Origin of the sequence: Streptomyces sp. CBMA29 (assembly GCF_014596445.1) — a bacterium.
GTDB lineage: Bacteria > Actinomycetota > Actinomycetes > Streptomycetales > Streptomycetaceae > Actinacidiphila.
Genome location: NZ_MECL01000140.1, coordinates 1 through 11,595 on the forward strand (window position 1 = coordinate 1; position 11,595 = coordinate 11,595).

9 protein-coding genes and 1 pseudogene are annotated in these 11,595 nt (G+C 70.6%); 4 read left to right on the forward strand and 6 right to left on the reverse strand.

Annotated elements, in window-relative coordinates:
- The 3 genes and pseudogenes from BGM09_RS19350 to BGM09_RS19360 all read right to left on the reverse strand — a co-directional run.
- Positions 1 to 191, reverse strand: a pseudogene (locus tag BGM09_RS19350) (serine hydrolase); the annotation flags it as partial.
- A gap of 26 nt (positions 192 to 217) precedes the next feature.
- On the reverse strand, positions 218 to 874 hold the full coding sequence (locus BGM09_RS19355; protein WP_188282898.1) for a ferric reductase-like transmembrane domain-containing protein: 657 nt from the start codon (positions 872 to 874) through the stop codon (positions 218 to 220).
- A 492-nt stretch (positions 875 to 1,366) separates the two neighbouring features.
- Positions 1,367 to 2,002, reverse strand: coding sequence for a TetR family transcriptional regulator (locus BGM09_RS19360; RefSeq protein ID WP_188282899.1), 636 nt, complete (start codon positions 2,000 to 2,002; stop codon positions 1,367 to 1,369).
- 610 nt (positions 2,003 to 2,612) lie between these two features.
- Between BGM09_RS19360 and BGM09_RS38905 the strand changes: the two genes are divergently transcribed.
- On the forward strand, positions 2,613 to 3,173 hold the full coding sequence (locus BGM09_RS38905) for a helix-turn-helix transcriptional regulator (RefSeq protein WP_188282900.1): 561 nt from the start codon (positions 2,613 to 2,615) through the stop codon (positions 3,171 to 3,173).
- On the opposite strand, the gene BGM09_RS19370 is transcribed toward BGM09_RS38905, so the two are convergent.
- The 3 genes from BGM09_RS19370 to BGM09_RS19380 form a co-directional block, all read right to left on the reverse strand.
- Positions 3,153 to 4,631, reverse strand: a complete 1,479-nt coding sequence (locus tag BGM09_RS19370) for an AMP-binding protein (RefSeq protein WP_188282901.1) — start codon at positions 4,629 to 4,631, stop codon at positions 3,153 to 3,155. The two genes, BGM09_RS38905 and BGM09_RS19370, sit on opposite strands and share 21 nt — an antisense overlap.
- A complete protein-coding gene (locus tag BGM09_RS19375) occupies positions 4,628 to 5,761 on the reverse strand; it encodes an acyl-CoA dehydrogenase family protein (protein ID WP_188282902.1) in 1,134 nt (377 codons plus the stop codon). The genes BGM09_RS19370 and BGM09_RS19375 overlap by 4 nt, the downstream gene beginning before the upstream one ends.
- 131 nt (positions 5,762 to 5,892) lie before the next feature.
- A complete protein-coding gene (locus BGM09_RS19380) occupies positions 5,893 to 6,606 on the reverse strand; it encodes a thioesterase II family protein (RefSeq protein WP_188282903.1) in 714 nt (237 codons plus the stop codon).
- Between the two features lie 300 nt (positions 6,607 to 6,906).
- Between BGM09_RS19380 and BGM09_RS19385 the strand changes: the two genes are divergently transcribed.
- The 3 genes from BGM09_RS19385 to BGM09_RS19395 form a co-directional block, all read left to right on the forward strand.
- The gene (locus tag BGM09_RS19385) at positions 6,907 to 7,200 is read left to right on the forward strand and encodes an acyl carrier protein (RefSeq protein WP_188282904.1); all 294 of its coding nucleotides are present in this window, start codon (positions 6,907 to 6,909) and stop codon (positions 7,198 to 7,200) included.
- Between the two features lie 116 nt (positions 7,201 to 7,316).
- Positions 7,317 to 8,660 (forward strand): NAD(P)/FAD-dependent oxidoreductase, encoded by a 1,344-nt coding sequence (locus tag BGM09_RS19390; protein WP_188282905.1) that lies wholly within the window; start codon positions 7,317 to 7,319, stop codon positions 8,658 to 8,660.
- The coding region (locus BGM09_RS19395; protein ID WP_188282906.1) for a type I polyketide synthase at positions 8,660 to 11,595 on the forward strand (2,936 nt) is incomplete at its 3' end. The genes BGM09_RS19390 and BGM09_RS19395, both read left to right, overlap by 1 nt.

Below are 11,595 nucleotides of genomic sequence, written 5' to 3' on the forward strand. Positions count from 1 at the left end.
AACAGCGGTTGCAGGGCGGGCAGCGAGAAGTCGCTGGGCATGCCGTACCCGGCCCTGAAGGTGAGCACGTCGGCCACGGTGACCGGCCGGGCGGCCGGGACCACGTCGTCGAGCGGGGCGTCCGGGGGGCGGACGACGACCGGCGCGGGCCGGGCGGCGGGAGCTCGACCCGGTGGCCAGGGCGCCGGAGGGACACGGCCCGGGGGAGGCGGTTGGATCATTCGGCGGCTCCCGGCCTGCCGACGTAGGTGCGCTGTCTGAGCCGGGAGCGGGACGGGAAGGCGCGGATCAGAAAGGCCAGCAACACCGTGCCCGCGCCGGTGGCGATGCCGACCGACACCAGATTCAGATGACGCGGCTCCGGGTGCACCAGGAAGACGTGCAGCCAGATCAACCCGAAGGCCACATAAGCGAACTGATGGGTCCTCAGCCAGCGGTGGTAGCCCAGTCTGCGCTGGAGCCACACCGAACAGCCCACGGCGATGGCCAGTTCGGTGCCGAGGATGCCGAAGCCCACCGGGAGCCGCTGCACACCGCCGGTGAACGGCACGGTCAGCTCACGGCCGCCGATCCGCCAGATCGGCTGGTACAGAAAGGTCGCGCCGTGCACGACACCGAAGATCATCGCGGAGAGCGCCAGCGTCATGTGGGCGCCGTAGAAGGTGGCCCGGTTGACCGCGGCTTGCAGGAATCTCAGCCGCAGCAGCACACCGAGGACGACGGTGGCCACCATCAGCACATACGCGATCAGAGCCGCGAGTCTCGCGATCTTGTGGACGCCCATGTCGTAGGGGACCTGCTTGTCGTACGCGTCCAGTGGGGAACCGGGGATGGGAGCGGCGGCCGAAGTGCCGCGAGCCAGGAGCAACCCCACCGTGAAAAGCACCAATACCGAGAAAAGCACCAGTAGAAGACGGGAAACACCGCTGAGCGCGGGGGCCTTCTTACGGCTGTCGAATGCCGCGACCGTGACCATATCCTGTGACTCCTCGTATCGACGCGACTGCGACACGCGCAGGGCGAAGACCTGGGGCGATACCCGGAGTCGAGCTGTCCCGTTACCATTTTGTGCATTCGCCGATGAATGCGGCAAAGGTGTTCGGGGCAGGCTTCTCTTCGGGCCCTTTCCCCTGAAGGACACGCTGCTTGGCGGCAGACGCTACACCAAGATTCGCGCGCGGTCGATGCATGGCCAACGGGCCCTATCCTGGCTCGATATGACGCTAAATCACCATTGTGAGGGCCGAATCACCGGCCCGGATCGCGTAGCTCGCGTAAAGGCTTTGCGTGGCGATGGTGAATCACGGACCGGTGTACTCCGCTCCTCAACGGGAGCGGAGCCACCCCCTTTCGCCGTCGGACAAGGTCACCGAGGCCGCTGCGATGTTGTGCTCGTGCGGGGAAGTGGCAGGTCGCCGGTGAGGGAGTTCTGGATCACCGGCGCGTACACCGCGATCAGCGACGGCGTGCTCGCGGACGCCAGCGGCTCGACGCGGATGATGTAGCGGGCCATGACCAGCCCGATGAGCTGTGAGCCCAACAGGGCCGAGCGCAGGGCGCGTTGTGGCTCGGCCAGCGCCTGGGCGAGCGGGCCGAGCACTTCGCGGCCGAGGAATTCCCGCAGGATCCCGGCGGCCGTCTCGTGCGAGACCGCCGACCGGACCACCGCCAGCAGCGCGTCGTGCCGCTCGGCCGACTCCCACAGCCCGAGGACCGTGGTCAGCAGCCGCTCGCCCAAGGTGGCGGGATCCCCGGCGAGCACCGGCCGCAACTCCATCGGGCGCACCGCCTCGTGGACGGCGGCGGCGAACACCCCTTCCTTGGACCGGAAGAAGTGGTGCACGAGCGCCGCGTCGACCTTCGCTTCACGGGCGATGCCCCGCACCGTCGTCCGCTCGTACCCGTACTCGGCGAATTTCAGCCGCGCCGCCCGCAGGATCGCCTCTCTGCTGCCGCTGCGGCCCGGCCGTCGGCCGGGCCGTCCGGTGACCGCCTCTCCCATGACCGCCGCCTTGTCACGTAAATTCACCGCTCGGTGATTTATGAGAGTAGCCTCGGCGGGGTGAAACGCCAACCACCCGCCGGCCGTGCGCCGGCCACCGGCAGCGCTCCGGGCGCGCTCCGGCCGCGGGCCGTGTGCGGATCCGGCGCCGGTGCGGTCCGGTGCGGACGCGGTCCGGCCGTCGGCCGGGCACTCGACACGCCTTGCCGAACCCGGAGGAATTACCCGCGAGGGTCGCTTGAAACCTCTTTGGGACGCAAACAGGCGACCTGTCCGCGAGGGGAGTTTATCGGCGCGTCGTGACCTGTGCGGCGGCTCGGGGCATTGCCCGAAAGGGCTATGGATTTAACTTTCAACCATCGCGTGCTCAAATGTTGGATGTTGATGCTGGTCAAGCGTGCGTGCTAGAGTCGAAATAACGTGCTGTTTGCTGAAGGTCGGGGGCTCGATGCTTCAGGATGGGATCACGAGAGTTCTTCTCGTCGACTCCAGAGCGGTTTCCCGTGTGGGACTCAGTGTCCTGCTGAGCAGGGAAACGGATCTGGAAGTCGTGGGCGAGGTTGCCGATATTCGGCACGCTCCGCCCTGCGTGGCAAGGTTGTCTCCGCATGTGGTGATCATCGACGCGCTGGACATGGCGCCGGACGTTCCGCATGCCATCCAGCAGCTCATCGTCGGCGGCGCCGACGGCTGCCCTAAGATATTAGCCCTGGTCCAGAGCCTGGAGCGGTGCGCTCAGCACTGGCAGGCGGCCGGCGCCAGGGGCGTGCTCGACAGTCAGGCGAGTCCGGAGCGGATCATCGCCGCCGTCCGGATGGTCGCCGCCGGTTACCGACTGGTGATTCCCACCGTCGGCGCCGCCACTGCCGCCGCCACCGCGGCGGCCATCACGCCGGAACCGCCGCGAGCGGAAACATCGGAGACCGATCTGGTGTCCAGCGGAATAACTCGGCGTGAGCGCGACGTGCTCCAACTCATCATCCGTGGCTATTCGAACGCGGAAATATCAGAGGCACTTTTTCTGAGTGAGAGCACCGTGAAATCACATGTTCAGCGCATGCTGGACAAGTTGGCTCTGCGCAATCGAGTGCACGCCGTTATATATGCTTATGAAAAAGGAATCGTCAGGGCCGGCGGCAATTTAGAATCTTTAGTCGGTACCAGTATGTGACACCATTTTCACGACCTGGGCGCGGTCTTTCTTGCCGTTCCCGGTTCGGGGTATCTCGTCGAAAAGGCTGAGGCTGTCGACGAGCATGTAGGTGGGGAGCCGTTCGGCGCTCCACCGCTTGAGCGCGAGCAGGCCCGGAGCGCTGTCCGGGGCCGGGACCACCACGGCGTGCAGCCGTGCCGTGAGCCCGGTCCCGAGCACGACCACGGCCACGTCCCTGACCTGCGGGTGCAGACTCAGGACGCTCTCGATCTCGCCCAGCTCCACCCGGTTGCCGCGGATCTTCACCATGTGGTCACGGCGCCCCAGGTACTCCAGCATGCCCGCGTCGTCGTACCGCACGAGGTCACCGGTCGCGTACGGGCCGCTCAGCGGCGGATGGCCCCAGTACCCGAGCATCACCGTGGGGCCGGAGACCAGCAGCTCCCGCCCCGTCTGGCCCGCGACCTCGGGGCCCAGCTCCAGGGTGTCGCCCGAGCAGACCGCGCCGATCGGCAGGGCGCCCGCGCGGTCGAGATCGGCGGGGGAGACCTCGTACGACGTACAGACATTGGTCTCGGTCGGTCCGTACCAGTTGAGCAGCCGGACGTCCTGCCAGGCCGCGCGCAGCCGCCGCACATGGGCGATCGGGAACGCCTCGCCCGCGAAGACGCAGGCCCGCAGCGCGCGCGGCGGCGGCCCGTCCAGCAGCCCGCCCTTGGTGATCATCAAGGTGAGCGCCGACGGCACCGAGTACCAGACGGTGATCGCGTGCTCGTCCATGAAGCGCACGAGCTGGGCCGGCGCGTAGGCCAGCGCCTCGGGTACCAGATGGACGCTGGCGCCCGCCAGGAACGCCGCGTAGAGGTCGAAGACCGACAGGTCGAAATTGAACGGCGCGTGGTTGGAGAGCCGGTCCGAGGGGACCAGCCGCAGATCGGCCGCGGCCCACCGTACGAACGCCAGCGCGTTGAGGTGGCTCAGGCACACACCCTTCGGCTCGCCGGTCGAACCCGACGTGAACAGGATGTAGGCCGGATCGTGCTCCGAACCCTCGACCGGCGACGGTACGGGCTGACCCTCGCCCGTCGCCAGCAGGTCCGCGAAGGTACGGCACGGCGCCGCGTCCCAGCCCGCGTCGGCCGCCGCGTCCGCGCCGTCCTCGTCGGTCACCACCAGCGCGGGGGCGCAGGCCGCCACGATCCGCGCCAGCCGCGACGGCGGGTTCGAGGACGCCACAGGTACGTAGACCGCGCCGCCGCGCAGGCACGCCTGCATCAGCGCCACGACGTGCAGGCTCTTCGCGCTCCACAGCACGACCCGGTCGCCCGGCCGCACCCCGCTCGCGGCCAGCGCCGCGCCGTAACGCGCCGCGAGCGCGTCCAGTTCGCCGTATGTCAGCCGTCCGTCGACGGCATCGACCGCGAGGGAGTCCGGCGCTCTGCGGGCGGCGGCGGTGACGAATTCGTGCAGCCTCACAGTCCCAACTCCTTCGCGACGAGCTCCTTCTGGATCTCCGAGGTACCGGAGAACAGCACGCTCGGCACCGCGTCCCGCAACGCCGCCTCCACACCCGACTCCGACCGGTAGCCGCGACCGCCGAGGATTCGTACGGCGTCCAGCGCGCTCTGCACCGCGGCCTCGGAGACGGCGAGTTTCGACAGCGCCACCGGCAGGGTCGCCCTGCCGCCGCGGTCCATCTCCCAACAGGCCCGGTAGAGCAGGAGTCTGGCGCTCTCCAGCCGCAGCTTCATGTCCACGATGCGGTGCGAGACCGCCTGGAAGCCGGCGAGGCGACGGCCGAACTGACGCCGCTCGCGGGCGAATCGGACGCACTCCTCGACCAGCCGGTCCATCAGGCCCAGATAGCCCGCGAAGAGGCACGCCCGCTCCCAGCCCATGGACGTCTGGAAGATCGTCGCGCCCATCCCCTCGGCGCCCAGCACTTGGTCGTCGGGGACGAAGCACTCCTGGAAGGTCACCGTGCCCGCCAGGCAGGAGGACAGGCCCATCTTCTCGAACGGCTCACCGCGCAGCACCCCAGGGGCGTCGGCCGGCACGACGAAGGCGGTCTGGCCGAGGTGCCCCGAGTCGGGGTCGCTGGTCGCGTACGTGACCAGGACATCGGCGGCCGGGCCGTTGCTGACGAAGCTCTTCTCGCCGTCCAGGACGAATCCGCCCGGCACCTCGGTCGCCGTCACCCGCAGCCGCGAGACGTCGGAGCCGGACTCCGGCTCCGTCATGGCGTTGCCCGCGATCATCCGGCCGGACGCCAGCTCCGGCAGGAAGCGCTTCTTGAGGTCCGCGCTGCCGAACTCCGCGATCGGTACGGCGCAGGCGAAGAGGTGGGCGCTGGCCGCGAAGACCAGTCCGGTGTCGTGGCAGCCGCGGCCCACGGCCTCGATGACCCGCGCGGTGTCGAGCGCGCCGAGGCCGCCCCCGCCGTACTCGGCGGGAAGGCAGGCGCCCAGCGCGCCGATCCGGCCGAGTTCCCGCCAGTCGGACCGTTCACCGGGGCGCCGCGGACGGTCCGCGGGGAACGCGTCGGCGGCCCGGCGGACGGTCTCCTCGTACCGCGCGGTCTGCTCGGTGCTCCAACTGAAGTCCACGCTGGCTCCTGCGTCGGGAGGGAGGGACGGAAGGTGGGGTGCTGCTCTCAGGGCCCAGGGCCCAGGGCCCAGGGTTCAGGGCTCCGCGCTCAGGGCTGGGGGCTCCGGGCCGAGGGCTCCGCGCTCGCGGATCACATGGCGCCGACCGTGAGCAGGTCCGCCAGCGCGGAGCGCAGTTCGGCGCTGGCCAGCATCATGTGGCCGCCCCGCACGGTGGTGACCCGGCACGGCCCGGTGGTCTCCGCCGCCCACGCGGCCAGCCCCGGCGCGTCCACCACCGGGTCGAGGTCGCCGGCGAAGACATGCACCGGGCAGGCCAGCGGCGGCAGTTCGGTGGGACGCCGGTAGGTCTCCGTCATCCGCAGGTCGGCGCGGAGCGGCGGGAGGAACAGGTCGAGCAGTTCCGGACTGTCCTCGACGGCGGGCAGCGCGCCCTCCAACGTCCGCAGTCCGCTCAGGAGTTGCGCGGGCGGCGCGTTGTGCAGCGGCGGCAGCGCGTGCGGGGTGCGGGGCGAATTGCGTCCCGAGACGATCAGGGCGGCGGGCGGGCCGACCAACTGCGAGAGCCGATGGGTCAGTTCAAAGGCGACCACGGCGCCGAAACTGTGCCCGAACACCGCGTAGGGTCCCTCGATACCGGGTGCGAGCTCGGCCGCGAGGGTACGGGTCAGCGTGCCGATGTCCTGGGCGAGCGGTTCGCGCCTGCGGCTGCCGTGGCCCGGCAGGTCGACCGGGCGGACCCGCGCCACCTCGGCGAGGGCGGGCCGCCACGCGTGGTACATCACCGCGCTGCCACCGGCATGGGGCAGGCACAGCAACTGGGGCCGTAGGGCGGGGAGCAGCACGGCCGCGGACCTCCTGTGATCGGGCGCACCGGATGGTCCCTCGATCCTCGCCGTTGCGGCGGCACGGGGCCACGGCCGTGAGTACTCATCATTAATGAGGACCCGCACGTGAAGCGGAAGCTGCGCCTCCCCCGTAAGTACGCACTTCGGGGCGTGTGTGCGCGGGCGTAATTCATCAGGTCTGGTGAAGTCCTCCGGCGGCGCCCGTAGCTACGTTTGGGGCCCTGGCCGAGCCGACCGCGACTTCGTGGAGTCGGGGGTTCCGCCGTGTCCACCCCGGACTCCGGAAGGTCGCTACGCATGTCCGACAGTTCTGATCCGCAGCTCGGCTACGACGAAGTCCTCGCGGAGCTCAAGGAGTTCGTCGAAACGCGATTCCTGCCCGAGGGCGAGGAGGGAATCGAGCCCGATTCCCTGCTGCTCCAGCTCGGAATCCTCACGTCGCTGAACACCACCGAGCTGATCGCCCATATCCACGACAGGTACGGGCTGTTCATGCCGCCCGAGTACATCGTCGGCAGGAACTTCAAGAGCCTGGACGCCATCAGCAAGCTCGTGGTCCGGCTCCAGACCGACCCCGCCGCCATGGCCTGACGCTCTGTCCGACGCCGCTGTGCCGCCGCCGCCCTGACGCGGACGCGAACCGCCCGACCGGAAGCGCGGCCCGTGCCGAGGCAGGGCCCGTCCGATCCGACTCAAGAGGAGCAGTCTTGTCCGCAGTCGACTATGACATCGGGATCATCGGTGGGGGCCCGGCAGGCTCCACCGCGGCCTCATACCTGACCAGGGCCGGACTCACCGTCGCGGTCTTCGAGGGGGAGACCTTCCCCCGCGAGCACGTCGGGGAGTCGCTGGTGCCCGCCACCACCCCCGTACTGCGCGACATCGGCGCGCTCGACCTCGTCGAACAGGCCGGATTCCCCCGTAAGTTCGGCGCCGCCTGGACGTCCGCGGCGCCGGCCGGCATCCCCACCATGGGCTTCGGCGGCCTCTCGCACGGCCTCGGCGCCGCCGAGATCGAATTCGACGAGCGCGACCAGCCCGGCGTGCTCCAGTCCCACACGTACCACGTGGACCGGGGCAAGTTCGACCAGCTCCTGCTCCAGCACGCCGCCTCCTGCGGTGCGAAGGTCTTCGAGAACACCCGCATCGGCAGCGTCGACTTCTCCGGCGAGCACCCGGTGATCCACCCCGTCCGCGACAAGGACACCGGTGTCACCGTCCGCATGGTCGTGGACGCCAGCGGGCGCGGCACGATGCTCGGCCGCCAGCTCAAACTCAAGGTCCCCGACCCGGTGTTCAACCAGTACGCGGTGCACACCTGGTTCGACGGCCTGGACCGTACGGCCCTCTCGCACGACAAGAAGAAGGCCGACTACATCTTCATCCACTTCCTGCCGCTGACCGACACCTGGGTGTGGCAGATCCCGATCACCGACACCATCACCAGCGTCGGCGTCGTCACGCAGAAGAAGCACTTCACCGCCTCCAAGGACGACCTGGAGGGCTTCTTCTGGGAGTGCGTGGGAAGCCGCCCCGAACTGCGCGCCGCGCTCGAGGACTCCGAGCGCGTACGCCCCTTCAAGGCCGAGGGCGACTACAGCTACGGCATGAAGGAGATCACCGGCGACAACTTCGTGCTGATCGGCGACGCCGCGCGCTTCGTCGACCCGATCTTCTCCAGCGGCGTCAGCGTCGCGCTCAACAGCGCCCGCATCGCGACCAAGGACATCATCGCGGCGGCGGAGGCCGGGGACTTCACCAAGGCCCGCTTCACCGAGTACGAGCGGACCCTGCGGCGCGGGGTGAGCAACTGGTACGAGTTCATCTCCATCTACTACCGGCTGAACATCCTGTTCACCGCCTTCGTGCAGGACCCCAGGTACCGGCTCGACGTCCTCAAGATGCTCCAGGGCGACGTCTACGACGACGACGAACCGCGCGCGCTCGCCGCGATGCGGAAGATCGTCGCCACGGTCGAGAACGACCCCGACCACCTCTGGTACAAGCACCTGGGCAGCCTGTCCGCGCCCTCAGCGGCGGCGCTGTTCTGATGACCAATCAGGCCCCGGAGGCGGTGGCGATCATCGGTGCCGGCTGCCGCTTCCCGGGCGGCGTGGCGGACCTGGCCGGATTCTGGCGGGTGCTGCGGGACGGCACGGACGTGATCACCGAGATCCCGCCGTCCCGCTCCGACCTCGCCCGGCACTACGACCCGGACCCCGACGCGCCAGGCCGGACGTACACGCGCTGGGGCGGCTTCATCGAGGACGAGACGCGTTTCGACGCGGAGTTCTTCGGTATCGCCCCGCGCGAGGCCCGGCAGATCGACCCGCAGCAGCGGATGCTCATCGAGGTCGCCTGGGACGCCCTGGAACACGCGGGGATCGTCCCCGGCAGCCTCGCCGGCACCCGTACCTCCGTCTTCTCCGGCGGCCTGAGCGTCGACTACTTCCTGCGGCACTCCCGCGAGGCGGGCGTCCGCGGAATCGACCCCTGGTACGCCTCAGGCAAGGAGGCCAGCTTCGGGCCCGGCCGGCTGTCGTACCTGCTCGGCCTCAACGGCCCGAGCGTGGCGCTGAGCACCGCCTGCTCCTCGTCGCTGGTCGCCGTGCACCTCGCGCGGCAGAGCCTGCTCACGGGGGAGTCCGACACCGCGCTGGTCGGCGGCGTCAATCTGCTGCTCTCCGCCGAGCTGACGGTGTTCATGTCCAAGGTCGGCGCCATGGCCAAGGACGGGCGCTGCAAGGTCTTCGACGCGGCGGCCGACGGGATCGTCCGCGGCGACGGCTGCGTGGTGCTCGTCCTCAAGCGGCTGAGCGACGCGCTCGCCGACGGCGACCGCGTGCTGTCCGTGATCCGCGGCTCCGCCGTCAACCACGACGGGCACAGCGCGGGACTGACCGTGCCCAGCGCCGCCGCCCAGCAGTCGCTGCTGCGGGACGCCCTGAAGACAGCGGGCGTACGGCCCGACGAGATCGGCTACGTCGAGGCGCACGGCACCGGCACCCCGCTCGGCGACCCCATCGAGATGAGCGCGCTCGCGCGGATTCTCGGCGAAGGACGCGACGCGGAACACCCGCTGCTGGTCGGCTCGTTGAAGACCAACTTCGGGCACACCGACGGCGCGGCGGGCGCGGCCGGGCTCCTCAAGGCGGCACTGGCGGCGCAGCACGGCGAGATCCCCCCGCATCTGCACCTGGACCGGCTCAACCCCGGTATCCGCTGGGACCGTTGGCCGGTACGGGTGCCGACGGACCTCACCGCGTGGCCGGACGGCGGCGGGCGGCGGCTGGCCGGCGTCAGCGCCTTCGGGCTCAGCGGCACCAACGCCCATGTGATCGTCGAGGCCCCGCCCGCGGTCGCCCCGCCCGCCGAGGCGGCACAGGACCGGCCGTCCCGGCTGCTCCTGCCGGTCTCCGCGCGCTCCGGCGCGGCGCTGCGCGAATTGGCCCGTGCGCACCGCGACCGGCTGCTCGACCAGCCGGAGGCCGAACTGGCCGCGTATGTCGCGGCGACGGGCGTCCGGCGCACCCAGCACCGCGAGCACCGCATCGCCGTCACCGGCCGGACGGCCGCCGAACTCGCCCAGGAAATAGCCTTGTTGCTGGACACGCCTGTCGGCTCCGCCGTGCCGGAGCGGGCAGCCGAAGAGCGAGGCGGCGCGCGGTGGGGCGGACCGGACGCAGGGGACTTCGGCCGCCTGGGCGACCCGGGTGGCTCGGGTGGCTCGGGTGACGACCTGCCGCAGGTCTGCTTCGTCTTCTCCGGGCAGGGCGGTCAGTGGACGGGCATGGGCCGCGAGCTGCTGGCCCACGAAGCCGCCTTCCGGACCGAACTGACCCGTGTGGACGAGCTCATCGCCGCGGAGGCGGGCTGGTCGGTGATCGGCGAACTGACCGCGGACGCCGGGCGCTCCCGGCTGACCCGGACCGAATTCGCCCAGCCCGTCGTCTTCGCCGTGCAGGTGGCCGCCGCCGCGCTCTGGCGCTCCTGGGGCGTGGAACCCGCCGCCGTCATCGGGCACAGCATGGGCGAGATCGCCGCCGCCCACGTGGCGGGCGCCCTCACCCTCACCGACGCCGTACGCGTCATCGTGCACCGCGGACGCCTCCTCCAACGGGCCGAGGGCGGCGGCCGGATGGCCTCCGTGGCACTCCCCGAAGCCGACCTGCTGCCGCTGCTCGCCGCGTACGGCGACGACGTGACCGTGGCCGCCGTCAACGGTCCCGCGAGCACGGTCGTCTCCGGACGCACCGAGGCCGTCGAGTCCCTGGGCGCCGAACTGGCCGCGCTCGGCCACGGCTACCGCGCGATGCCCGGCGAATACGCCTTCCACAGCGCGCAGATGGCCCCCTACCGGGACGAACTCGTCGCACTGCTCGACGAGGTCACCCCGGCGAAGCCGCGCGTGCCGGTCCACCTCACCTGCGAGCCGGGCCCCGATGGCCCCTTCGGCGCCGACTACTGGGGACGCAACCTCCGCCAGCCGGTCCGCTTCGCCGCCGCGCTCGGCCGCGCGCTCGACGCCGGTCACCGCCTGTTCGTGGAACTGGGCCCGCACCCGGTGCTCGCGCAGCCCGTCGTCCAGAGCCTGGAGGACCGGGGCGCCGACGGACTCGTCGTCCCCACCCTGCGCCGCGACACCGACGACGTCGCCACCGCGCGCACCTCGCTGGCCAGGCTCTACGCCGCCGGGGCCGACATCCGCTGGCCCGAGGTCAACCCGGGACCCACCGCCGTCACGGACCTGCCCGGCTACCCGTGGCAGGGCGACAAGCTGTGGTTCGACATCCCCGCGCCGGACGCGAACTCCGGCGCCGAGACGCTCCCGGAACTGAGCGCACTGCACGGTGAGTTGAAGCTGTACGACGAGGCCGGGCGACTCGTCGCCGAGACCGTGGGGCTGCGCCTGAGCACACCGGGCGCGCCGCTGACCGCGACGGCACCGCCCGCCCTGCCCGCGCCGGTGGACACCGCGCCCGCCAC